The sequence below is a fragment of the Pseudomonas soli genome, from assembly GCF_021283165.2.
Classification (GTDB): Bacteria; Pseudomonadota; Gammaproteobacteria; order Pseudomonadales; family Pseudomonadaceae; genus Aquipseudomonas; species Aquipseudomonas soli.
This window is the reverse complement of sequence record NZ_CP128543.1, coordinates 2560922-2583546: the sequence shown is the minus strand read 5'-3', so window position 1 is coordinate 2583546 and position 22625 is coordinate 2560922. Positions and strand designations below refer to the sequence as shown.

The window sequence follows — 22625 nt, the reverse complement described above, 5'->3', positions numbered from 1 at the left end:
TCAGTCGAGCGCACCGCTGCCCAGGGCGATCCTGATCGCCTGGGCGGTGGTGCTCACCCCCAGGCGCCGGCGGGCGGCGCGCAGGTGGTTTTCCACCGTGCGCAGTGATAGTCCGAGGGTGGCGGCGATATCGGCCTGGCGCTGCCCGGCGGCGGTCCAGGCCAGGACCTGGCGCTCACGCTCGGACAAACGCCCCTGGCCGCTGGGCACTTCCAGCAGCCGCCGAGCGCCCGCGAACGCGGCCTGGGCCAGCAGCGTCAGGGCCAGGCGTGCGGCAGGTGTCGCCACGACCTGCGCTCCACCGAAACTCATGGCGCCCTCCAGGCCTGCGGGACCGAACACCGGCACCTGCAAGCCGTGGATACCCGGCCCGCTCGGCGCCCGCACCACGCGATAACGCTCGTTGCCATCGTCCAGCCGCTTGCTCCAGAAGAACGGCTCGCGTGCCGCCAGCAGGTGACGGGTCACCGGACAGTGGCGCACGTAGGTCTGGGCGTCGACCGCCTGGCCATCGCCGAACCAGTCCCCCTCCACCCAATGGATACGCTCGACCACCTCGTCCCGCGCAGCGCTGGCGCTGAACAGCACGAAGCGGTCATAGCCCAGCGGCCGGGCGACATTGCGCACGGCCGACTGGATATCCGCGAGGTCAGTGGCCTGCGCGATCCGCTGGACGGCTTGCACCACCTGGTCGAATGGCAGGTCCCTCATCCGCCGTTGACTGCCTTGAGCAGCGCCGAGGCGGCCAGCTTGCCCAGGGCATTGCCGGCCAATGGACTGTCGCCGGTGAGCAGCTTGCGGTCCTGGTGGACGGCACCGGAGATACCCTCGTTGATGATCTCGACGCCTTGGGCCTGCAAGCGTTCGCCGAACTTCCAGGTCAGGTGTCCGGGCATGTAGCCGATGTCCGGGGTCTTGGCATCCAGATCGTCAGGGAAGGCGCAGATCTTGTAGCCGTCGTAGAGCTTGCCGCCGGCCAGCAGCGCCGCCGGGCCGTGGCACAGGGTGATGACGAACTTGTCGTGGTCCGCCGCCCATTTCAGCACTCGCCCGACTTCCTCGCTTTCCGGCAGGCCGATCAGCGCGCCGTGGCCGCCCGGGATGAACACACCGATATAGTCCGAGTCCTCACCCAGGGCCTGTTCCAGCACATCGGCGAGCTTGCGCGGCTGCTTGAACGCTGGCTTGTAGCGATCGAACAGGCCCAGCACCTCGGTGTCCTCGCCGGGCATGGCCCAGTATTCGAACTTGACCGGGTTGCCCGACAAGGTCGCGACGTCGAAGGCGAAACCGGCCTTGTCCAGGTGGTACATCGGCAGCAGGGTTTCCACCGGGTGGTTGCCGGTGGAGAACAGCGTGCCGTTGTCGGTGAGCAGGTAGCGCTCGTCGGCGCCGATCAGCAGGACCTTCCAGCGTCCGCCACGGTAGGCGTCGGGATAGTCGGCGCCGCTGAGGTCGGACTTGCGCGAGGTGAACTGGCTGAGGGAGTACGGCGAAGGGAAGAAGGCGTTGTCCTCGGCCGGGTCGGGGGTTGGGCGTTTGTCGTCGTTGGGGCTGGTCATGGTAGTGCTCCTGTGGCCTGGGGTAGGTAACCGGATCCATGCTAGGAGGCCGCCGGATGAGCGGCAATGAGGGTTTTCCCTCAATGGTGGCGTCGGTGACGCAGCGGCCCCCGGGCAGTCTAGCCGAGCGCCGAGGGCGTATCGACGTCGCGCAGCACACCGCTGTCCTGCAATTCCAGGAGCAAAACGCTGCTCGCATGCCGCCGCAGCACCGAGCGCGCCCCTTCATCACCAACCAACAGCGTCAGCTCGGCCCAGTAATCCCGGCCGAACACCACCGGGTGGCCGTTCTGCCCCTGATGACGCGGCACCACGATGACCGAGGGCGCCGCCGAGGCGAGCAGACGACGGAAGGTCTCCGCCCCGATCCACGGCATGTCCCCGAGCAGGATCGCCACTGCCTGCGCCTCGCTGTCACCCAGCGACGCCGCGCCGGCCGCCAGGCTATGACCCATGCCCAGGCCCGCCTCGGGGCTGTGGACGACCCGGCAGGCTGGCGGCAGCCCAAGATCCTCGGCCCGCTCGCCTGCGCGCAGCACCACGCGCACCTCGTCGAACACCGCCAGGGCGCGCTCGACGCAGTGCTGCAGCAGGCTGCGCCCATCGGCCAGCAGGGCCTGGCGCTTGTCCGCGCCGAAGCGCGCGCCCTGCCCGGCCGCGAGCACCAGGGCGACGACCTTCACAAGGCCTCGCGGGCGATGCCGCTGCGGGTCCGCAAGATATCTGCGAGTACCGCCAGGGCGATCTCCGCCGGCGTCTTGCTGCCCAGGTTCAGGCCGATCGGCGCATGAATGCGCGCCATGTCGGCATCACCCAGCTCACCGATACGGCGCAGGCGCTCACGACGCTTGGCCGAGGTGGCCTGTGAACCCATTACCCCGATGTAGAACGCTTCGGTACGCACTGCTTCGAGCATGGCCAGGTCGTCGATCTTGGGGTCGTGGGTGAGCGCCACCACCGCGGTGTCGCGATGGCAGCCGCCGTTGGCGATGAACAGCGAAGGCAGTTCACGACGGATTTCTATCCCGTCCAGCGCCACGTTGTCCATCACCTCGTCGCGAGGGTCGCACAGCACCACCTCGAAGCCCAGGCCCTTGCCGAATTCGGCGCAGAAATGCGCGACGCTCGAATACCCCGCCAGCAACAGGCGCTGGGCGGCGCCGATGCGCAGGCGCACGCAGTGCTCGCCACGCTCCACCCGTGGCCCCTGGCCGAGGTCATCGCTCAGCCGCCGTTCACCGCTGCGCAGGTCGACCTCGCGCAACAGCCGCCGACGACCGAGCAAGGCGCTCTCCAGCTCGGCAAGATGCGCCTGGGTGGCGCAGTCGCCGGGCAGGTTCTCCACCAGCACGTCGAGAATGCCGCCGCACGGCAAGCGAATGTTGCCGCGGGTGTCGCTGCCGTCGCCATAGCGCACCACGGCAACCGCCGTGGCGAATTCGCCGGCGGCGACCCGCTCGAGGAAGTCATCCTCGACGCAGCCGCCCGACAGCGATCCCACCCAGTGCCCGCCCTCGCTTACCGCCAGCAGCGAGCCCGGCGCGCGCGGCGCCGAGCCATAGGTGCACAGCACGCTGCACAACCATACGCGCAGGCCGTCGCGCGACCATTGCGCCGCCTGGCGCACCACCTGCAGGTCGAGATGCTGCACGGGTCAATCCGCCTTCAGCTGGGCCAGCTGCTGGGTGGTCAGGTCGCCCGGCAGGCCGCCCCAGGCTTCGCGCAGGTAGTTGACCATGTCGGTCAACTGCTGGTCGTCGAGCTTGTCGGCAAAGCCCGGCATCGGCTGCATGCGCTCGAAGCCGGTGAACTGCTGTTCGCGGATGCCGTCGACGATGGCCTTGACCAGGTTGCGCGAGTCGGCCTGGCGCAGCACGGTGTTGCCCTGCATGGCCACGGCGATGTGCGGCTTGCCCTCGCCATCGCCGCCGTGGCAGCCGGCGCAGACATTGAGGTACTGCTGGCGGCCACGCTTGGCGCTCTCGCCCAGGGTTTCATGGGCCACCGCCTGCACCACCTTGGCCGCCGGCGGCTGGTCGCCCAGCAGGTAGGTGGCCATGGCCGACAGGTCGCTGTCTTCAAGGTGCTGGGTGCTGTGGTGCACCACCGGGTACATCTCGTTGAACATGCTGCCCTGGGCACTGATACCGTGCTTGAGGAAGGTCGCCAGGTCGGCCTGGTTCCAGCCGCGGTCGGCCAGGTCCTGGGCCAGCAGGCTCGGCGCCAGGTAGCCCAGCAGCAGGCCGCCGGTCAGGCGTTTGTCCTGCTGCAGCGCGCCGATGGGGTTGCGCGGGGTGTGGCACTCGCCGCAATGGCCGAGCACTTCGACCATGTACTGGCCGCGCTTCCATGCCTCGCTGTTGCCCTTGCCTTCCTCCAGCTGCACGCTCTTGCCGTACAGCAGGTTCCAGCCCATCAGGCCGGTGCGCACGTTGAACGGGAAGCTCAGGCTGGTTTCCGGCGCCGGCCGGTTGATTGGCGCCACGCTCATCAGGTAGGCGTGGATCGCATCGGAATCCTCACGCTTGATCAGGTGGTACGAGGTGTAGGGCATGGCCGGATAGAGGTTGGCGCCGTCCTTGCGCTTGCCCTCGGTGAGGGCGGCGAAGAACTCGTCGCTGCTGTAGTTGCCGATGCCGTGCTGCTTGTCCGGGGTGATGTTGGTGCCGTAGATGGTGCCGAACGGCGAATGGATCGGCAGACCGCCGGCGTAGGGCGCGCCGCCTTCGGCGGTGTGGCAGGCCATGCAGTCGGCGGCGCGGGCGAGGTATTCGCCGCGCTTGATCAATGCCTCGTCGGCCGCCTGGACATTGCAGGCGACCAGCGCGCCAATGGCCAGGGCCAGGCTGCTCAGAACTCGCGTCATGCTCAACCCTCCTTGACCAGGCCGAGGTCGCCCAGCACGTCGCGGGTCCCCTCGTAGTAGCGCACATAGCCGGTGCAGCGGCACACATGGTGGCCGAGGCTGGCTTCGATGGCCTGCTCCAGCTCGCTCTTTTTCAGCGGCTTGCGCTGGGCCTTCTCCACCAGCACCGTGGCGGCGTTGACGAAGCCCGGGGCGCAGTAGCTGCACTGGAAGGCGAAGCGGTCGACGAACTTCTGCTGGATCGGGTTCAACTCGGTGGGGTTGCCCGCATCGTCGCGCTTGGCGTGGCCTTCGATGGTGCGCACTTGCTTGCCCTCGAAATAGTGCGCGCCGGTGATGCAGGTGCGCACTTCCTCGCTGGTGCCGTCGGGGTTGTCGACGATCACCACGCAGGCATGGCAGATGCCCTGCCCGCAGCCCAGGCGCGAGCCGGTGAGGTTCTGGTACTCGTGCAGGTAGTCGATCATCGCCAGGTCATCGGGGACCACCTCGGTGACGACAGATTGACCGTTGAGGGTCAGTTGCAGCTTGCGGTCAGCCATTGAGGGCCTCCTTGACGCGGGCGGGGGTGATGGGCAGGTCGCGGACACGCTTGCCGATGGCATGGGCCACGGCGTTGCCGATGGCGCCGACCACCGGGATCATCACCACCTCGGCGATGCCCTTGGACGGGTCGGTCGGCGACAGCGGCGGCAGGATCTCGGACGTCTGTTTCCACACCGCCACATGCCGGGCCATCGGCAGGCGGTAACGGTTGAAGTTCCAGTCGCCCTCGCCCGGGCCACCCTCGTACAGCGGCATCTCCTCCAGCAGCGCATGGCCGATGCCCATGGCGATACCGCCCTCGAGCTGGCCCTTGACCAGCTCGGGCACCAGCACCCGGCCGCACTCGACCCAGCTGTGGTGGTTGAGCACGCTGACCTCGCCGCTGCCCTTGTTCACCTTGACCTCGACGATGGTCGCCACCGGGCTGTAGTAGGTGACCATGGCGTTGTTCAGCTGGGTGGCCGGGTACTCGACGTTCTGCCGGTCGAGCAGGTGGAAGCCGGCGCTGTTCATCTGCGCCTTCTTCGCGTTCAGCGCACCGTCGCCGTACTTCACCGCCAGGGCATCGAGCGGCAGGCGCTCGCGCACGCCGTCGATGACGAAGTCGGCCTCGGCCCAGCTCCAGCGGTTGAAGCCATGTACGCTGACGCCGGTAATCAGGCCCATCTCGTGGGCCTTCTTGGCAAGCTCCGCGAACGGGATCGGCTCCAGGCCATTGCCGGTCAGCGCGCCGTTGACCCACACCGCGTTCTCGCGGCGCACCACCAACGGATTGGCCTGGCCGCCGAACGGGCCCTGGCTCCACAAGGCCATGGCCGCCGGCCACAGGCCGTGGTTGAACAGCACTCGGGCCGCCTCGCGGGTGGCGTGGCTGAAGTAGAACGCCGAGTTGGTCGCCGACGACGGCGAAGCCAGCTTGGCGACCCAGCGCGGGTTGCGCAGCGCGGCGTCCTGCTCGGCCTGGCTGATCAGGTAGGGGTTGCCGCTGGTGCTCAGTTGCAGCTCAGGCCATTCGGTCTGGGCGGTCTGCACGTGATCGGCGACGCGGCCGAGGAAGTCGCTGACCACCAGGGCCTGGGAGGTCGACATGCCGGTGCCCAGCTCGGTGCCGATATGGCGCAGAGTAATCTGGCCATCGGCAGTGAACTCGACCGCCGCCATCGGCGCTTCGGCGCCGGTGCCGAAGTCCTTCTGGGTGATGGCGAAGCCCACGCCGTACCAGTTGTCGTGGTCCTTGGCGTCTTCGGCCTGCTTGCGCGCATGGCGGTTCTTCCACCAGTCGTGTTCCGCGGCCTTGTCGAGGATCTCGTGCAGGCGCAGGGCACCGGCGGGTACCGCGCCCTGGGTGTTCTTCATGCCCGACTTGAGCGCGTTCTTGCGGCGCAGCTCGATGGCATCCACGCCCAGGCGATCGGCAATCTCGTCGACCATCATCTCGGTGGCGGCCATGCTCTGCAGGGTGCCGTAGCCGCGCATGGAGCCGGCCTCGACGCCGCGCGAGTGGTAGGCGGTGACCGACAGGTCGTTCTGCGGCATGTAGTAGATCGACTGCGCGGCGGTAGCGCCCACCGAGGCCACTGACGGGCTGTAGTTGATGCGCCCGCCGCCGTCGACGGTCATGTCGGCGCGGAAGATCTTGAAGCTCATGTCCTTCTTGTCGACGGCCAGCTGGTAGCGGATGTCGAACGGGTGGCGCTTGATGCCGCTCTGGAACTGCTCGTAGCGGTCGTTGGCCAGGCGGATCGGCACGCCCGCGCCGTACAGGGCGGCGACGGCGGCGTAGAACACGAAGATGTTGTTGTCCTTGGAGCCGTAGCCGACGGTGTAGCCCGGGTGCATGTTCAGGTGCTTCAGGCCGAAACGCGATGGCTTGATCATGTGCACGCATTCCTGCGCCACTTCGAACGGACACTGGGTGGCGACGACGAAATGCAGGGTGCCGGTGGCCGGGTCGAACCAGCCGTTGCCGTTGTCCGGCTCGAGGGCTGCGGGCTCGATCGACGGGGTCTTGTAACGCTCGTCGAACAGCAGCCAGTCTTCCGGCGGCTGCTTGAGCTGCTCGTCGATGCGCTGGGCGTAGAACATCCCCTGCTCGGTGAGGGTGCCATGCTGCTTGGGCTCGGCGGTCCATACCGGCTTGCGCGCCAGGATGGTGGGGAACAGCATGGTGTTCTTCAGGCTCGAGTATTCGTCCTCGTCGAACGGCGTCTTGCCGGCCACGCGCACGAAACGGAAGCTGCCGTAAGGATCGCGCTGGTACAGCGGGGCCTGGGCGCCGTAGCGGATCGCCTGGTCGTTGAACTGCAGCTTGAGCTTGGCCTTGCGGAAGCGCTCGAAGTCGTTCCAGATCAGGATCGCCACCGGGTGGCCGATGAACATCGGTACCTGGCCGGGCGGCAGCAAGGGGTCTGGCGAGTGGGCCTCGGGCCAGGCGATGCCGTCCTTCTTCAGGTCATCGGCGCTGACGACGCGGTCCGGCTGCAGCTCGGCGCCCAGCAGCGACAGGTCGTAGCCCGCGTAGATACGGTCGGCCTTGGTCGCCTTGAGCAGCATGGCGTGGCCTTGCTGCTGTGGCCAGCCAGGCATGTCCTTGGCACGGATGTCGCGGGCGAACACCTTGTTGCCGCAGACCTTGGACAGCGCGTCGTTTCGCAAACGCACCTTGCCGTCGTGGTTCATCCACTTCTGCGGCGAGGTGGTGACCTTGCTCTCCATCAGGGCGGCGAACGCCTGGCTGCCGAGCGGCGCCATGGTCACGCCGACACCGGCGATCAGCCCGCCTTGCAGGAACGAACGCCGGGAAATATCACGGTTGGACATGGTTGATCCTCTGGGCAGCTCTTGGGTTGCCCATGCTTTTTCTGCTGCTTGAGAAACTGAAAGGGCGCGCACGATCACAAAATCTGACCATGAAGTCAAGTTAACGATCGTAGGGTACCCTGCAAGTCAAGCAGACAACTTGTCGCGGGGCGCCGCGAAGGTTTAATCGGGCAAGCGATAGCGCTCGGCGAAGTACTGGCGGAAGAACTCCACCGCCACCCGCACCTTGGCCGAACCTGCCAACGGCGCGGTATAAACCGCCCAGATATCCGCCGCCTGCTGGTACTCGGGCAGCACTTGCACCAGGCGCCCGTCGGCAATGCTGTCATGCACGTCCCACCAGGAGCGCAACAGGATCCCCTGCCCATCCAGGCACCATTGGTGCGCCACCTCGCCGTGGTTGCTGGAAAGCCCGCCGGTGACGCGCACGCTTTCCTCGCCCTGGGGGCCTTCCAGGTGCCACAGGCCGAACGGGTGGTCGCGCTCCTTGATCACCAGGCAGTCATGGCTGGCCAGGTCGGCCAGCACCCGCGGCGTGCCATGCGCGGCCAGGTAGCCAGGGGCGGCGCACAGCACCCGACGGTTGCGTGCCAGGGGCTTGGCGATCAGGTGCGGGGCGATGACGTTGCCCACGCGGATGTCCAGGTCCACCCCTTCGGCGATCAGGTCCACCAGGCGGTCATGCACATCCAGGCGAATGTCCAGCCCTGGGTATCGCGCCGCCAGCTCCGACAGCGCCGGCGCCACGAAGCGCCGCCCCAGCCCAAGGCTGCTGGCGATGCGCAGCTGCCCCGCCGGCTCGCGCTGGCCGGCGTTGAGGTCGTCGTCCATGCGCCGCAGGGTCTCGAAGATCTGCTGCGCCCACTGGTACACGCGCTCGCCCTCCTCGCTCACAGTGACCCGCCGGGTGGTGCGGTGCAGCAGGCGCACGCCGAGGCTTTCCTCCAGCAAGCGAATACGCTTGCTGATGAACGCCGCCGACATGCCGCGCTCGTCCGCCACTGCGGCGAAGCTGGCGCGGCGGGCCACCTGCAGGAAGATGTCGAGGTCATCCAGGTTCGGCAGATTATTCACGTTTCGTGTACCAAGAATTGATGGATTGCCGGATTATCTCCGAAGCACAGCCTTATAGCATGGCGTGCATCTTCCCTGGACACGAGATGCGCCCCATGACCAAGACCTTCAAGATCGCCGCCATCCCTGGTGACGGCATCGGCAACGAAGTCCTCCCCGAAGGCCTGCGCGTGGTCGAGGCCGCCGCCCGCAAGCACGGCCTGGACCTGCAGTTCGAGTTCTTCGAATGGGCCAGCTGCGACTACTACCTGGCCCACGGCAAGATGATGCCCGACGACTGGTTCGACCAGCTCAAGGGCTTCGACGCCCTGTACTTCGGCGCCGTCGGCTGGCCCGACAAAGTCCCGGACCACATCTCGCTGTGGGGCTCCCTGCTCAAGTTCCGCCGCGACTTCGACCAGTACGTGAACATCCGCCCGGTGCGCCTGTTCCCCGGAGTACCCTGCCCGCTGGCGAACAAGCAGCCCGGCGACATCGACTTCGTGGTGATCCGCGAGAACACCGAGGGCGAATATTCCTCCCTGGGCGGGCGCATGTTCGAAGGCACCGACAACGAGTTCGTGCTGCAGGAATCGGTGTTCACCCGCCGCGGCGTCGACCGCATCCTCAAGTACGCCTTCGACGTGGCGCAGACCCGCGAGCGCAAGCACGTGACCTCGGCGACCAAGTCCAACGGCATGGCCGTGAGCATGCCCTACTGGGACGAGCGCACCGCCGCCATGGCCGCCCACTATCCCGAGATCAGCTGGGACAAGCAGCACATCGACATCCTCTGCGCCCGTTTCGTGCTGCAGCCGGAGCGTTTCGACGTGGTGGTGGCCTCCAACCTGTTCGGTGACATCCTCTCCGACCTTGGCCCGGCGTGCGCCGGCACCATCGGCATCGCGCCGTCGGCCAACCTCAACCCCGAGCGCAAGTTCCCCTCGCTGTTCGAACCGGTGCATGGCTCGGCGCCGGACATCTACGGCAAGAACATCGCCAACCCGATCGCGATGATCTGGTCCGGCGCGCTGATGCTCGAGTTCCTCGGCCAGGAAAACAACGATGCCCGCTACCAGGCGGCCCACGACGACATCCTCAAGGCCATCGAGACGGTGATCGCCAACGGCGACACCACCCGCGACATGGGCGGCAGCCGCTCGACCCAGGAAGTGGGCAAGGCCATAGCCGAGCTGCTCGGCGCCTGATTAGGCATCAGGTTATCGCGGGGCCGATGCGACTTGCCCCGCGATATCGCCAACCCAGCCCAATCATCCGGATTGTCCGACGATCCTATTGCCACCCACTTCGATTCAATGCAGAATCTGTCAACCAAAAGATACTTGTTATCTATTAGTTAACAGAAAGGAAACACAGAACCTCGATACGGACTTCCCAACGCCTGACGCCTACTACAAAAAAAATGCTCCAGGAGACAATTGATGTCCCCCAATAACAAAAAGATCGACGTGTTCCTGATCGCCGTGAGCCTGTTGGCCGTGCTGCTCACCGTGATCGGCCTTGCCGCCTTCCCTGCCCAGGCCGAAACCCTCGCCAACCAGCTGTTCGAAGTGGCCACCCGCACCTTCGGCACCAGCGTCCAGGTACTGGTGTTCGGCAGTTCCCTGGCCGTGCTGTACCTGGCCTTCAGCAAATACGGCAACATCCGCCTGGGTGCCGGTAAGCCCGAATACTCCACCGCCACCTGGGTGTTCATGTTCATCTGCGCCGGCATGGGTTCCTCGACCCTGTACTGGGGCGTGATGGAATGGGCCTACTACTACCAGACCCCAGGCCTGAACATCGCGCCGATGTCGGCCAAGGCCCTGGAATACAGCGTCAGCTACTCGTTCTTCCACTGGGGCATCAGCGCCTGGTCGATCTACGCCCTGGCCTCGCTGGCCATGGCCTATCACTTCCATGTGCGCAAGAAGAGCGGCCTCAACCTGGCCTCGATCATCGAGGCAGTCACCGGTTTCAAGGCCACCGGCCCGGTCGGCCGCGCCGTCGACCTGATCTTCCTGCTGACCATGATGGGCGCGCTGACCGTGTCGCTGGCGCTCACCGCCTCGACCCTGACCCGCGGCCTTGCCGACCTGGCCGGCACCCCCAACACCTTCACCGTGCAGTTGCTGGTGATCGGCGCGGTGGCGCTGCTGTTCTCGCTGAGCTCGTACATCGGTATCGACGGCGGCCTGCAGCGCCTGTCGAAGATGGTCTGCATCGGCGCCCTGGTGTTCGCCGCCATCGTCCTGCTGGTCGGGCCGACCCAGTTCACCCTGAACAACACCGCCAATTCCATCGGCCTGATGCTGCAGCACTACGTGCAGATGAGCCTGTTCACCGACCCCGCCGGGGACGGCGCCTTCACCCGCAACTGGACGGTGTTCTACTGGCTGTGGTGGGTGTCCTACGCCCCTGGCGTGGCGATGTTCGTCGCCCGCGTGTCGCGTGGCCGACTGATCAAGGAAGTGGTGTTCGCCCTGCTGCTGGGCGGTAGCTTCGGTTGCTGGTTCTTCTTCGGCGCGCTGGAAAGCTACAGCATGCACCAGTTCATCAACGGCCAGATCGACGTACCCAAGCTGCTCGGCACGCTGGGCGGCGAAGCCGCGGTGACCGACCTGTTGCTGGCCCTGCCCTGGGGCACGCTGTTCCTCGCCGCGTACCTGTTCATCATGGCGGTGTTCTGCGCCTCGCACATGGACGCCGCCGCCTACGCCGTGGCCGCCACCAGCACGCGCAACCTGCGCGAAGGTGAAGACCCAAGCCCCACCCTGCGCCTGTTCTGGTGCGTGGTGCTGACCCTGGTGCCACTGGCCATGCTCTTCGCCAAGGCCTCGCTGTCGACCATGAAGACCGCCGTGGTGCTCACAGCGATCCCGTTCATGGTGATCCTGCTGGTAAAGATCTACGGGTTCTTCAAGTGGCTGGCGGCCGACTACGGCCAGGTGCCGGCGTACCGCATCGAGGAAGAGGCCACCCGCCTGGCAGGTGAGGAACCGCAGCCGCAGGCACCGCGTAGCGCTGCCGTGGTGCACTGAAATACAACCTGGGAGGCGGGCTTGCCCGCCCCCGTTCTGGCAAATTTTTTTGCCCAGATTGTTAACCAACAGATACGCGTTAACCAATAAGAACCGAGATAGAGCCATGAACGATTTCAAACGCCTGCCCGCCGACTTCTGCGCCAACCCCGAGGAGGCCTTCACCCTCCCGGCCAAGTTCTACACCCAGGCCGCCGTCTTCGAACACGAGAAGGAAGCGATCTTCGCCCGCAGCTGGATCTGCGTCGGCCACCGCAGCGAAGTCGCCGAGAAGAACGCCTACATCACCCGCCAGGTGATCGGCGAGAGCATCATCGTCGTGCGGGGCCGCGACGACGTGCTGCGGGCCTTCTACAACGTCTGCCCGCACCGCGGCCACCAACTGCTCGAAGGCAGCGGCAAGGCCAAGAACGTGATCACCTGCCCGTACCACGCCTGGACCTTCAAGCTCGACGGCGAGCTGGCCCATGCGCGCAACTGCGAGAACGTGGCCAACTTCGACAAGGACAATTCAACCCTGGTGCAGCTGCGCGTGGAGGAATACGCCGGCTTCATCTTCATCAACATGGACAACGACGCAGGCTCCGTCGAAGACCAGCTGCCGGGCATGCAGAAGCGCATGCGCGAAGCCTGCGCGGTGATCGACGACCTGCATCTGGCCGCGCGCTTCGTCAGCGACACTCCGGCCAACTGGAAATCCATCGTCGACAACTACCTGGAGTGCTACCACTGCGCTCCGGCCCACCCCGGCTTCTCCGATTCGGTGGACGTCGGCCAGTACAGCCACAGCCTGCACGGCAACTGGACCCTGCAATACGGCCTGGCCAAACCGTCGGAGCAGTCATTCACCTTCGACGAGTCGGTGAAAGACCCGTCCTTCGCCGGCTTCTGGGCCTGGCCATGCACCATGTTCAACGTACCGCCAGGGGCCAACTTCATGACCGTGATCTACGAGTTCCCGGTCGATGCCGAGACCACCCTGCAGCACTACGACATCTACTTCCTCAACAAGGAACTCAGCGCAGAGCAGCACAAGCTGATCGACTGGTACCGTGAAGTATTCCGCCCCGAGGACCTGCGCCTGGTCGAGAGCGTGCAGAAAGGCCTGAAGTCCCGCGGCTACCGTGGCCAGGGCCGGATCATGGTCGACGCCCAGCGCAGCGGCGTCAGCGAGCACGGCATCGCCCACTTCCACAACCTGATCGCGGTCGCCCATCTGGACGACTGAACACACCCAAGCTCCCCCGCCCCGCGCCAGGGCCTGGCGCGGGGCTTTGTTGTCGAGGTACGCCATGGCCAAGCAATACGAGATGTTCAAGGTGCGCGTGACCGGTGTGGAACAGGCCACGCCGCAGATCAAGCGCTTCACCCTGGCCCGCGCCGACGGCGGCCCCCTGCCCGCCTTCAGCGGCGGCAGCCACGTGATCGTGCAGATGCAGTCGCCCTGCGGCAGCCAGTTCAGCAATGCCTATTCGCTGATGAGCGACCCGCGTCAATTGCACAGCTACCAGATCGGCGTGCGGCTCGAGGAGCAGTCCAAGGGCGGTTCGGCGTTCATGCACAACCAGGTCGCGGTGGGCAGCGAGCTGACCATCTCCACCCCCAACAACCTGTTCGCCCTGGACGCCGATGCCGGGCGCCATGTGCTGATCGCCGGCGGCATCGGCATTACCCCGTTCCTGGCGCAGTTGCACGAGCTGGAAGATGGCGCCACCCCCTACGAGCTGCACTACGCCTTCCGCGCCCCGGAACACGGCGCCTTCCAGGGCGATCTGGAACAAGGCCCGCATGCCGGCAACACACGGTTCTACATCGACAGCCTGGACCGCAAGCTCGACCTCGCCGCGCTGTGCGCGGGCCTGGCCGATGACGCCCACCTCTATGTGTGCGGGCCCAAGCCGCTGATCGACGCGGTGATCGCCACCGCCGCCGCCGCTGGCATCGCCGAATCGCGGGTGCACTGGGAACAGTTCGCCGCCGCCGCGCCGGCCACAGGTGCGGCCTTCACCGTGGTCCTGGCCCGGTCGGGCACCGAACTGCAAGTCGAGGAAGGCATGACCATCCTCCAGGCCATCGAGAAGTCCAAGGCCGCGAAGGTCGAGTGCCTGTGCCGCGAAGGCGTGTGCGGCACCTGCGAAACGGCGATCCTCGAAGGCGAGGCCGAGCATTTCGACCAATACCTCAGCGACGAGGAAAAGGCTGCCCAGCAGAGCATGATGCTGTGCGTGTCGCGGGCGCGCTCGGCGCGGTTGGTGCTGGATCTCTGAGGGGCAGAGCCAGAGCGTGTCCCACGGGGCCGAACGATGCCAACTCGGGGCAAGCCCGCGCCTGCAGGAATAGCGCGTGACCTGCAGGAACGGGCTTGCCCCGCGATAGCTTCGGGGGCGTCGATGCAAATGCGGGCCAGTGGATCAATAAATTGTTATGAGATAACATCTCAAATCCTCCGTTTGCGACTTTTCCAATGACCCGCCTCCAACTCCCCCAACGCCTGCAAAGCATCGACGCCCTGCGCGGCCTGGTGATCCTGTTCATGCTGCTGGACCACGTGCGCGAAACGTTCTTCCTGCACCGCCAGGTCAGTGACCCGATGAACATCGACGCCACCGAACCCAGCCTGTTCGCCAGCCGCACCCTGGCGCACCTGTGCGCGCCGGTGTTCGTGCTGCTTACCGGGCTATCGGCCTGGTTGTATGGCGAGAAGCACCAGGGCCGTGGCGATGTCTCGGTGTTCCTGTTCAAGCGCGGTCTGTTCCTGGTAGTGCTGGAATTCACCCTGGTCAACTTCGCCTGGACCTTCCAATTGCCACCGAGCGTGATCTACCTGCAGGTGATCTGGGCCATCGGCCTGAGCATGCTCGCCCTGTCGCTGCTGGTGTGGCTGCCGCGCCCGGCGCTGCTCGCCCTCGGCGCGCTGATCGTCGCCGGTCACAACCTGCTCGATGGCCTGCACTTCGGGCCGGAATCGGCGCTGCATGTGCCATGGGCGATCCTGCATGAACGCAGTTGGCTGGAGGTGGGCGAACATCTGCGCCTGCGCACGTCCTACCCGCTGTTACCGTGGATCGGCGTGATCGCCCTGGGTTATGGGCTCGGGCCGTGGTTTTCCCGGGGCAGCGACGCCGGCAAGCGCCAGCAGCGCCTGCTATGGGCCGGCGTGGCGTTGCTGCTGGGGTTCGGTGCGCTGCGCCTGCTCAATGGCTACGGCGAAGCCCCCTGGAGCCTCTACGCCAGCGTAGGGCAGACGCTGATGAGCTTCTTCAATATCACCAAGTATCCACCATCGTTGCTGTTCCTGGCCCTGACCCTAGGCGTCGGCCTGCTCCTGCTGCGCGGCTTCGAGCGTGCCGGCGACGCCCGCTGGATCGGCCCGCTTGCGGTGTTTGGCGCAGCGCCAATGTTCTTCTACCTGCTGCACCTGTATGTGCTCAAGCTGCTGTATGTGGCGTGCGTGGCGCTGTTTGGCCTGAACCAGGGCGGCTATTTCGGTTTCGATGGCATGGGCGCGGTATGGCTGACCGCCGTGCTGCTGCCACTTGCGCTGTACCTGCCGGTGCGCTGGTTCGCCCGGCTGAAAGCGCGCCGGCGCGATATCGCCTGGCTCAAGTACCTGTAAAAGCGTTTTCACCCGACAGCCCGATGGTCTACCATGCCGCCCGCCGGTTTCCACACGGAATCAAAAGGGAATCCCGGGCTCGCCACTGGCGATCCAAAGGGAACTGCCCCCGCAACTGTAGGTGCCGAGCCTGCGCCATCGATGCCACTGGGTCTGCCGACCCGGGAAGGCTGGCGCCGGCCTGGACGCACCAGTCAGGAGACCTGCCGGCACGCATTCACCAACCGGCGGGGTGTCCGGGATGGTCATCCGCCCCTGGCCGCGTGCTTGCGCACGGCTACCCGGCGATGCCTGTCCGTGGGCCATTCCGTGCACCACCCAGGAGATCGCCCCACCATGCCGTACCGCCTCGCCGCCCTCCTCGCCGGCCTGTCCCTGTCATGCCTGGCCCATGCCAGCGCCACCCAATACCCGCTGACCGTCGACAACTGCGGCTTGCCGCAGACCTTCACACAGGCCCCGCAACGGGCGGTGACCGTCGGCCAGGCCGGCACCGAGCTGCTCTATGCCCTGGGCCTGGGTGAGCGGCTGGCCGGCACCTCGCTGTGGTTCAACAACGTGCTGCCGGAATTCAAGGCGCAGAACGACAAGGTCCCGCGCCTGGCCGACAACGAACCGAGCTTCGAGGCGGTGGTCGGCAAACGTCCGCAACTGGTGACGGCGCAGTTCGAATGGATGATCGGCGCCCAGGGCGCGGTCGGCACCCGCGAGCAGTTCCAGGAGCTGGGCATCCCCACCTACCTGCTGCCCTCGGACTGCGAGGGCAAGGACAACCTGGTGGGCGCCGACGGCACCCGCCTGCAGCCGTTCAAGGTGCAGAGCATCTACAAGAGCGTCAGCCAGCTGGCCGAGATCTTCGACGTGCAGGAGCGTGGCGCGCGCCTGAATGCCGAGCTTCAGGGCCAGCTGGAACAGGCCAGGCAGCGCCTGGCCGGCCAGGACCTGGCGCACACCAGCGCGCTGTTCTGGTTTTCCAGCGCCGACCTCAAGACCGACCCCTATGTCGCCGGCCGCCAGGGCGTGGCCGACTACATGCTGCAGACCCTCGGCGTGCGCAACGTGGTCGAGTCCAGCGAAGAATGGCCTACCGTGGGCTGGGAGACCCTGGTCAAAGCCAACCCCACCTGGCTGATCGTCGCGCGCATGGACCGCCGCCGCTATCCGGCCGACGACTACCAGAAAAAACTCGACTTCCTGCGCAGCGACCCGGTCACGCGCAATATGAACGCGGTCAAGCACGGCCGTATCATCGTCCTCGATGCCGACGCCATGCAGGCAGGCATCCGCCTGTTCCGCGGCCTGGACGTGCTGTCCAGCGCCTTCGCCAGCGGTAAAGCGCCCCAGCCATGAGCCGCCTGCTGCCCATCAGCCTTTTTGCGTTACTCGCCCTGTGCCTGGCCATGCTTGCCGGGATTGCCATCGGCGAGACCCGTGTCGGCGCCGAGGCGATCTGGCAGGTGCTGGCCAACCAGCTGTGGCAGGCCGGCCATGCCGTCGACCCGATCGACGCCGGCATCGTCTGGAACTACCGCCTGCCGCGCACCCTGGTCGCCGCCGCCTGCGGCGCGGGGCTGGCGACCTGTGGGGTGATCCTCCAGGCGCTGCTGCGCAACCCGTTGGCCGAGCCGTACCTGCTGGGCCTGTCTGCCGGCGCCTCGACCGGCGCCGTGGCGGTGGGGCTGTTCGGCCTGGGCGGCGCGGTGCTGTCGCTGTCGGCCGGCGCCTTCATCGGCGCGCTGGCGGCGTTCGCCCTGGTGCTGCTGCTGTCACGCGCCAGTGGCAGCCGCCATGACAATGCCCAGGTGATCCTCGCCGGCATCGCCGGGTCGCAGCTGTTCAACGCCCTCACCGCCTTCCTCGTCACCAAGTCGGCCACCGCCGAGCAGGCCCGCGGCATCCTATTCTGGCTGCTGGGCAACCTCAGCGGCGTGCGCTGGCCGTCGGTGTGGCTGGCGGTGCCGGTCGCCCTGTTCGGCCTCGCGATATGCCTGTGGCAGCGCCGGGCACTGGACGCATTCACCTTCGGCGCCGACTCGGCGGCCTCGCTGGGCGTACAGGTGCGCCGTACACAACTGCTGCTGATCAGTTGCGCGGCGCTGGTCACCGCGGTGATGGTGTCCATCGTCGGCGCCATCGGCTTCGTCGGCCTGGTCATCCCCCATGCCCTGCGCCTACTGCTCGGCCCCGGGCACAGCCGCCTGCTGCCGGCCAGCGCCCTGGGCGGTGCGCTGTTCCTGATCATCGCCGACATCCTCTCGCGCACCCTGATCACCGGCCAGGTGATCCCGGTGGGCGTGGTCACGGCCTTGATCGGCGCACCGGTGTTCGCGCTGATCCTGATCAGCCGCCGGGGGCGCCCATGAGCGTGATGACCACCATCGCCGACGCGCCGCTCACCTGCCAAGGGCTCGGCCTGCGCCTGGGCGGACGCGACGTGCTGCAGGGGGTCGACCTGAGCGTGCTGCCCGGCGAAACCCTCGGCGTGGTCGGCCCCAACGGTTCGGGCAAGTCCACCCTGCTCAAGCTGCTCGCCGGCCTGCGCACGCCTAGCAGTGGCCGCGTGCGCCTGCTCGGCGAAGCGCTGGAACGCATGCCGCGCCGGCATGTCGCCCAGCGCCTGGCCCTGGTCGAGCAACAGGCCGACACCCTGGACGCCATCAGCGTGTACGACGCCGTCGCCCTGGGCCGCACGCCCTGGCTCTCGGCCCTGGCACCGTTCGGCAACGATGACCGCGCCATCGTCGAACAGGCGTTGGCCGACGCCGACGCCAGCCACTTGCGCCGACGGCTATGGGGCGAACTGTCCGGCGGCGAGCGCCAGCGCGTGCATATCGCCCGGGCCTTGGCGCAACGGCCGCAGGTGCTGTTGCTGGACGAGCCGACCAACCATCTCGATATCCAGCACCAACTCGGTTTGCTGCGCCAGGTGCAGGCGCTGCCGGTGACGACGCTGGTGGCGCTGCATGATCTGAACCAGGCGTTGACTTGCGATCGGCTGGCCGTGCTCGATCAAGGGCGGTTGGTTGCCCTAGGCAAGCCGGAGGCGGTGTTGACGCCGGAGCGGTTGCTGGGGACGTTTGGGGTGCGGGGGCACTATCTGGTCGATCCGTATGATGGGGCGCGGGTTTTGCGGTTTCGTGCCTGAGTCGGCATGGAAAGCGCCGCTTACGCGGCACATCGCCGGCAAGCCGGCTCCCACACCGACCGCGCCAGCCTGAAACCATGCGCCATCCTGTGGGAATCGACTTGGCGGCGATCAGGCCGACTGGTTTACCTGCGGCAGCTGCCAGTCCTTCATCTCCTGCGGCGTCAGGCTGGCCAGCACCTGCATGAAGGTTTCGGTCAGCTCGCTGCTGACATTACCGTGGGCGCGGTAGTTGCTCAGCAGATAGCGCTTTACCGTATTCGGCCAGTTGTTCGCCAGATGGGCAGCCTTGATGATGCCCTTGGCGTCCTGATAGTTGGCGGCGGGCTTGACCTGGGTCAGCCGGCGCTCGAAGTGGCCGAAGCTCCAGTCGTCCTCGCGAGCCTCGAATTCGTCCAGCAGTTTCACCTTGTACAACGCAAGCTCGGGCATGCGTGATCTCCTTGTGATGGGGTGGAAGGAGACGGTAGGCGAATACGCCGGGAATGGAAATGAACACGGTGTTGAGCATGGCGGGTGTCGGTCGGGATGGCCTGTCAGACGCCGGCTGCAGGGGCCGGTAGCAAGGGCTAACGCGCGGGTAACGCAACCGGGCGCTCGCCCAGTTTCTGCGCCAGCCTCAACAGGTAGCCATCCGGGTCCTGGACCAGGAACTGGCGCAACCCCACTTCGACAGCATCTGCGCGATACCAGACCTCCTCGCACGCCTGGAACAACGGCCAGCGATGGCGCTCCAGCCGTTCGAGCAGCGGCGCGACCGCAGCGACATCAATCTGCAGGTTGATTCCCCGCCCGAAGGGCTTTTCCAGAGGCCCGGTGAGCCAGTGATCATCGGCATCGAGCTGCTCGAGCATCAACTGCGCGCAGTGCAGGTCAAGGTAGGCGAAACGCCGCTCCGGGCGTTGATAGCAATCTCGAAGCCCAGCAGCGATACCTGAAACGGATGCGGCCGCACAGGCAGCCGCCTTTGTAGGTAGTCATCGGGTCGCCTTCCTTGGGGGCCAGGATTGCCGCACAATAGCCAACTTCGCGCGCATGAACCGCCGTAAAAGTGTTACGCCGTATGGCATCCTGGCCTGCGCGCCCGCGCCACTGCTAAAGTGCGCGCCGCGGCCCTCCCGGCCCCAGCAATAATGGAAACCTGCCGATGGAAAGAATGATCCAGTTCGTGGCGGTGGTGGTGGTCTGTACCAGCATCGGCATCGCCTGCGAGCACTACGAAGTGAACCGCTACCTGAAATGGCTGCTGATGGCCCTGCCGGCGATTGTCTGGGTACGTCTGCGCAATCCGTTGCAACGCTGAACTTGCGCATGGGTTTGCAGTAAACTCGCAAGCCTTACCGTGCCCAAGGCTGCCCATGTCCCGCCTGACCCGATTGCTGTTGCCCGTGCTCCTGCTCGGCGCCCTCGCCGCCTGTGACCAGAAGCCCAGCCGCGAGGAACAGATCCTCGCCAACCTGCCCTTGCAGGAAGCCTACGACCACAACATCGAGCGCATGGCCGGACTGTTGGCGATGACTCACACCAAGGTGCCGCAGGAGCAGATCAAGGAGGTGCTGCGCAAGCACCTCACCGTCGAGGATCAGCGCCAGGACTTGTTCAAGCTGTACAGCGAGGAACACTTCAACGACGCCGAGTTCGCCAATATCGTCCAGGCGACCCGCGACCCCGCCAAGGCCAAGGAACTGGGCCAGAGTGACCAGGGCAAGCGCCTGAGCGAAAAGCTCACCCGGCTGATGCGCGAGAGCGCCAGCGACCCTCAGGTTCAGGCCCTGGCGCAAGCGCGCATGCAGGAGGTCGAGGATGACCTGAGCGCACTGGAGCAGGCCCTGCCCTGATACAAGGAAAGAACTGGAAACAACTGCGGCTGAGGCGGGTGCTGTGATTCTTGTGAGAAGCCGGAGTGCTCTCCATCATCCAATCCTGCAATTTCCCACCTGCATGGTGCAACGCGCGCCTAGCGCGTAAGGTGAGGCATCTGCTGCATCCCATGAGGCCAAGGATTGCGATTCATGTTCCCCTACGCTCGGCGCCCTGACCTGCGCTCACTCATACTCATGCTATGCGCCGTCACCGCGCTGGTGATGCTGCTGGCCAGCTACTTCGCCAGCTACCGGGTGCAACGCCAACTGCTGATCGACAACGCCCTGGAAGCCAACCGGGCGTACGCCGCAAAAGTGGCCGCCGTGACCGAGAACACCCTCGTCAACGCCCTGCAGCAACTGGCCTATAGTGCCAATCAATGTGCCCGGCACCCCGATGACGACAGCCTGGTACAGGCGGAAATCGACCGCCTGCAAGCGCAAAGCAACCTGTTCAACTCGACCTTGCGGGTCAACGCCCAAGGCGTATTGCGTACGCTTGCGCCTGCGCCGCTGCAACACCTGGCCGGCACCCTGACCCGCTCGGATGCCGCCCAGCAAGCCTTGCGCGAGCGCCGCACGCTGGTGTCCACGCCGTTCTTGTCGGCAGCCGGCAACCTGCTGGTGATCATGTCGCAACCGATCTTCGACGCCAACGGTCATTACCAGGGCTATATCGGCGGCAGCCTGTACCTGCGCGAACGCAACATGCTCAACAGCCTGCTGGGCACGCACTTCTACCAGAACGGCGCGTACCTCTACGTAGTCGATCGTAACCGTCGGCTGCTTTTCCACCCCGACAGCCAGCGGGTCGGCAGCCTGGTAGGCGACAACCCGCTGGTCGACGAACTGCCTCGCCTGGATCAAGGCACCCGGCGACTGATCAACAGCCAAGGCGTGGAGATGCTTGCCGGTTTTGCCACGGTGCCCAGCACCGGCTGGGCCATCGTTTCCCAGCAACCCCTGCAATCGACCGTGGCACCGCTGCGCCACCTGATCCTCAATGTCATCGCCATTTCCGCACCGCTGGCCCTGCTCGGCTGGCTGCTGCTGTGCTGGCTGACCCAAGTCATCGCTCACCCGCTCAGGCAACTGGCCACGGTCGCCCGGGGTACGAGCGAGCAGCAGACCACCGAGCGCATCCACCAGGTCCGCGCCTGGTATGCCGAGGCCGCGGAGCTCAAGCGCGCCCTGTTGTTCGGCCTCAACCTGCTGCAGGAGCGTATTGGCCGACTCAACCACGATGTCCAGACCGACCCGCTCACGGGGCTGTTAAATCGCCGTGGGCTGCAGCAGGCACTGCGCTTGCTGCAGGCTGAAAAACGCGGCTTCGCCGTTGTAGTGCTGGACATCGACCATTTCAAACGGATCAACGACAACCACGGCCATGACATCGGCGACCTGGTCCTGCATCGGCTGGCCGGCCTGATGCGTGGTACCTGCCGTGAGGGCGACCTGCTGTGCCGCACTGGCGGCGAAGAGTTCCTGATGCTCCTGCCGGGTGCAGGGCTGGAGGTGGCGAGCGCCATCGCCGGCCACCTGCGCCTGACCGTCGAGCACACCCCTATCGAACCTGTCGGCGGGATTACCCTATCGCTGGGCGTGGCCAACTGGCAGCCCCTGACGGGTGACGAGCCTGGCGATACCCTGCGCAAAGCTGACCAGGCGCTGTACCGGGCCAAGCAGAAGGGGCGCAACCGCGTGTGCATCGAACACCCGGTCTGACCTCTAGACAGCGCTGGCCGTCCACACCGCCAGCTCATAGCCATCCGGGTCGATGAAGTGGAAACGGCGCCCGCCGGGAAACGCGAACACTGCACGGCTGATGCGAGCGCCAAGTGCCTCGATACGCTGCTGGGTCTGTTCGAGATCATCGGCATACAGGATGACCAGCGGCCCGCCAGGGCAGACCGGCTCGCCCGTGGTGAATCCCCCGGTGATACGTCCGTCCCTGAATTCGGTGTAGGTAGGCCCATAGTCAGTGAAGGTCCAGCCGAACAATTGGCCATAAAACGCCTTGCTGCGGGCGATATCGGCCACATTGAACTCGATGTTGTCGATTTGCCGATCGTTGCTTCGTTCTGCCATGTACAGCTTCCTTGCGGGTGGGTGAG

At 66.0% G+C, this 22625-nt stretch carries 21 protein-coding genes, 1 pseudogene and 1 riboswitch; of the genes and pseudogenes, 11 read left to right on the top strand and 11 right to left on the bottom strand.

The annotated features are described in order from the left end of the window. The 8 genes from LU688_RS12080 to LU688_RS12045 form a co-directional block, all read right to left on the bottom strand. Complete coding sequence (locus tag LU688_RS12080; protein ID WP_094011106.1) at positions 1–711, bottom strand: PA1136 family autoinducer-binding transcriptional regulator; 711 nt, start codon at positions 709–711, stop codon at positions 1–3. Further along, positions 708–1562: a glyoxalase III HchA gene (gene hchA / locus LU688_RS12075; protein WP_094011105.1), complete on the bottom strand. Its 855-nt coding sequence runs from the start codon at positions 1560–1562 to the stop codon at positions 708–710. Before hchA ends, LU688_RS12080 begins: the two co-directional genes overlap by 4 nt. A gap of 119 nt (positions 1563–1681) precedes the next feature. Continuing rightward, positions 1682–2245, bottom strand: a complete 564-nt coding sequence (locus tag LU688_RS12070) for a nucleotidyltransferase family protein (RefSeq protein ID WP_094011104.1) — start codon at positions 2243–2245, stop codon at positions 1682–1684. Beyond that, positions 2242–3213, bottom strand: a complete 972-nt coding sequence (locus LU688_RS12065; protein WP_094011103.1) for an XdhC family protein — start codon at positions 3211–3213, stop codon at positions 2242–2244. Before LU688_RS12065 ends, LU688_RS12070 begins: the two co-directional genes overlap by 4 nt. Positions 3214–3216: 3 nt before the next feature. Then, complete coding sequence (locus tag LU688_RS12060) at positions 3217–4428, bottom strand: cytochrome c (protein WP_038705916.1); 1212 nt, start codon at positions 4426–4428, stop codon at positions 3217–3219. A 2-nt stretch (positions 4429–4430) separates the two neighbouring features. Continuing rightward, on the bottom strand, positions 4431–4970 hold the full coding sequence (locus LU688_RS12055; protein ID WP_232888019.1) for a (2Fe-2S)-binding protein: 540 nt from the start codon (positions 4968–4970) through the stop codon (positions 4431–4433). Further along, positions 4963–7794, bottom strand: coding sequence for a xanthine dehydrogenase family protein molybdopterin-binding subunit (locus tag LU688_RS12050; RefSeq protein ID WP_094011101.1), 2832 nt, complete (start codon positions 7792–7794; stop codon positions 4963–4965). The genes LU688_RS12055 and LU688_RS12050 overlap by 8 nt, the downstream gene beginning before the upstream one ends. A gap of 162 nt (positions 7795–7956) precedes the next feature. Further along, on the bottom strand, positions 7957–8868 hold the full coding sequence (locus tag LU688_RS12045; RefSeq protein ID WP_038705914.1) for a LysR substrate-binding domain-containing protein: 912 nt from the start codon (positions 8866–8868) through the stop codon (positions 7957–7959). 95 nt (positions 8869–8963) lie between these two features. Here LU688_RS12045 and LU688_RS12040 point away from each other — a divergent pair, with 95 nt between their 5' ends. The 8 genes from LU688_RS12040 to LU688_RS12005 all read left to right on the top strand — a co-directional run bounded on the left by LU688_RS12040 (position 8964) and on the right by LU688_RS12005 (position 18649). Continuing rightward, positions 8964–10055 (top strand): tartrate dehydrogenase, encoded by a 1092-nt coding sequence (locus LU688_RS12040; protein WP_038705913.1) that lies wholly within the window; start codon positions 8964–8966, stop codon positions 10053–10055. A 234-nt stretch (positions 10056–10289) separates the two neighbouring features. Continuing rightward, positions 10290–11888, top strand: coding sequence for a BCCT family transporter (locus tag LU688_RS12035; RefSeq protein ID WP_094011100.1), 1599 nt, complete (start codon positions 10290–10292; stop codon positions 11886–11888). Between the two features lie 106 nt (positions 11889–11994). Then, positions 11995–13116: an aromatic ring-hydroxylating oxygenase subunit alpha gene (locus LU688_RS12030; RefSeq protein ID WP_094011099.1), complete on the top strand. Its 1122-nt coding sequence runs from the start codon at positions 11995–11997 to the stop codon at positions 13114–13116. Positions 13117–13180: 64 nt separating this feature from the next. After that, complete coding sequence (locus LU688_RS12025; protein WP_094011098.1) at positions 13181–14155, top strand: PDR/VanB family oxidoreductase; 975 nt, start codon at positions 13181–13183, stop codon at positions 14153–14155. Positions 14156–14352: 197 nt separating this feature from the next. Beyond that, positions 14353–15504 carry an acetyltransferase domain-containing protein gene (locus LU688_RS12020; RefSeq protein ID WP_094011097.1) on the top strand — a complete coding sequence of 384 codons (1152 nt, stop codon included), beginning with the start codon at positions 14353–14355 and terminating at the stop codon, positions 15502–15504. 27 nt (positions 15505–15531) lie between these two features. After that, a riboswitch (cobalamin riboswitch) is annotated at positions 15532–15729 on the top strand. A gap of 111 nt (positions 15730–15840) precedes the next feature. Next, positions 15841–16854 carry an ABC transporter substrate-binding protein gene (locus LU688_RS12015; RefSeq protein WP_160290610.1) on the top strand — a complete coding sequence of 338 codons (1014 nt, stop codon included), beginning with the start codon at positions 15841–15843 and terminating at the stop codon, positions 16852–16854. Next, positions 16851–17867 carry a FecCD family ABC transporter permease gene (locus LU688_RS12010; RefSeq protein WP_094011095.1) on the top strand — a complete coding sequence of 339 codons (1017 nt, stop codon included), beginning with the start codon at positions 16851–16853 and terminating at the stop codon, positions 17865–17867. The genes LU688_RS12015 and LU688_RS12010 overlap by 4 nt, the downstream gene beginning before the upstream one ends. Beyond that, positions 17864–18649, top strand: a complete 786-nt coding sequence (locus tag LU688_RS12005; protein WP_094011094.1) for an ABC transporter ATP-binding protein — start codon at positions 17864–17866, stop codon at positions 18647–18649. Before LU688_RS12010 ends, LU688_RS12005 begins: the two co-directional genes overlap by 4 nt. A 111-nt stretch (positions 18650–18760) precedes the next feature. Here LU688_RS12005 and LU688_RS12000 read toward each other — a convergent pair whose 3' ends face one another. After that, positions 18761–19081, bottom strand: coding sequence for a hypothetical protein (locus LU688_RS12000; protein WP_023631229.1), 321 nt, complete (start codon positions 19079–19081; stop codon positions 18761–18763). Positions 19082–19218: 137 nt separating this feature from the next. Further along, positions 19219–19589, bottom strand: a pseudogene (locus LU688_RS11995) (VOC family protein); the annotation flags it as partial. 207 nt (positions 19590–19796) lie between these two features. On the opposite strand from LU688_RS11995, the gene LU688_RS11990 reads away from it, so the two are divergent. The 3 genes from LU688_RS11990 (at position 19797) to LU688_RS11980 (ending at position 22236) form a co-directional block, all read left to right on the top strand. Then, positions 19797–19952 (top strand): hypothetical protein, encoded by a 156-nt coding sequence (locus LU688_RS11990; RefSeq protein ID WP_156177603.1) that lies wholly within the window; start codon positions 19797–19799, stop codon positions 19950–19952. A gap of 55 nt (positions 19953–20007) precedes the next feature. Continuing rightward, on the top strand, positions 20008–20487 hold the full coding sequence (locus LU688_RS11985; RefSeq protein ID WP_023631225.1) for a hypothetical protein: 480 nt from the start codon (positions 20008–20010) through the stop codon (positions 20485–20487). Positions 20488–20661: 174 nt separating this feature from the next. Further along, positions 20662–22236, top strand: a complete 1575-nt coding sequence (locus LU688_RS11980; RefSeq protein WP_023631224.1) for a GGDEF domain-containing protein — start codon at positions 20662–20664, stop codon at positions 22234–22236. A gap of 3 nt (positions 22237–22239) precedes the next feature. On the opposite strand, the gene LU688_RS11975 is transcribed toward LU688_RS11980, so the two are convergent. Continuing rightward, positions 22240–22599, bottom strand: a complete 360-nt coding sequence (locus LU688_RS11975) for a VOC family protein (protein ID WP_094011093.1) — start codon at positions 22597–22599, stop codon at positions 22240–22242. Between the last annotated feature and the right edge of the window lie 26 nt (positions 22600–22625).

Bases quoted from the DNA above. Each gene is read 5' to 3' on its own strand.
- LU688_RS11990 (WP_156177603.1), top strand. From the start codon at position 19,797: ATGGAAAGAATGATCCAGTTCGTGGCGGTGGTGGTGGTCTGTACCAGC.
- LU688_RS11975 (WP_094011093.1), bottom strand. From the start codon at position 22,599: ATGGCAGAACGAAGCAACGATCGGCAAATCGACAACATCGAGTTCAAT.
- LU688_RS12010 (WP_094011095.1), top strand. From the start codon at position 16,851: ATGAGCCGCCTGCTGCCCATCAGCCTTTTTGCGTTACTCGCCCTGTGC.
- LU688_RS12025 (WP_094011098.1), top strand. From the start codon at position 13,181: ATGGCCAAGCAATACGAGATGTTCAAGGTGCGCGTGACCGGTGTGGAA.
- LU688_RS12080 (WP_094011106.1), bottom strand. From the start codon at position 711: ATGAGGGACCTGCCATTCGACCAGGTGGTGCAAGCCGTCCAGCGGATC.
- LU688_RS11985 (WP_023631225.1), top strand. From the start codon at position 20,008: ATGTCCCGCCTGACCCGATTGCTGTTGCCCGTGCTCCTGCTCGGCGCC.
- LU688_RS11980 (WP_023631224.1), top strand. From the start codon at position 20,662: ATGTTCCCCTACGCTCGGCGCCCTGACCTGCGCTCACTCATACTCATG.
- LU688_RS12015 (WP_160290610.1), top strand. From the start codon at position 15,841: ATGCCGTACCGCCTCGCCGCCCTCCTCGCCGGCCTGTCCCTGTCATGC.
- LU688_RS12060 (WP_038705916.1), bottom strand. From the start codon at position 4,428: ATGACGCGAGTTCTGAGCAGCCTGGCCCTGGCCATTGGCGCGCTGGTC.
- LU688_RS12050 (WP_094011101.1), bottom strand. From the start codon at position 7,794: ATGTCCAACCGTGATATTTCCCGGCGTTCGTTCCTGCAAGGCGGGCTG.
- LU688_RS12020 (WP_094011097.1), top strand. From the start codon at position 14,353: ATGACCCGCCTCCAACTCCCCCAACGCCTGCAAAGCATCGACGCCCTG.
- LU688_RS12035 (WP_094011100.1), top strand. From the start codon at position 10,290: ATGTCCCCCAATAACAAAAAGATCGACGTGTTCCTGATCGCCGTGAGC.
- LU688_RS12005 (WP_094011094.1), top strand. From the start codon at position 17,864: ATGAGCGTGATGACCACCATCGCCGACGCGCCGCTCACCTGCCAAGGG.
- LU688_RS12030 (WP_094011099.1), top strand. From the start codon at position 11,995: ATGAACGATTTCAAACGCCTGCCCGCCGACTTCTGCGCCAACCCCGAG.
- LU688_RS12055 (WP_232888019.1), bottom strand. From the start codon at position 4,970: ATGGCTGACCGCAAGCTGCAACTGACCCTCAACGGTCAATCTGTCGTC.
- LU688_RS12000 (WP_023631229.1), bottom strand. From the start codon at position 19,081: ATGCCCGAGCTTGCGTTGTACAAGGTGAAACTGCTGGACGAATTCGAG.
- hchA (WP_094011105.1), bottom strand. From the start codon at position 1,562: ATGACCAGCCCCAACGACGACAAACGCCCAACCCCCGACCCGGCCGAG.
- LU688_RS12040 (WP_038705913.1), top strand. From the start codon at position 8,964: ATGACCAAGACCTTCAAGATCGCCGCCATCCCTGGTGACGGCATCGGC.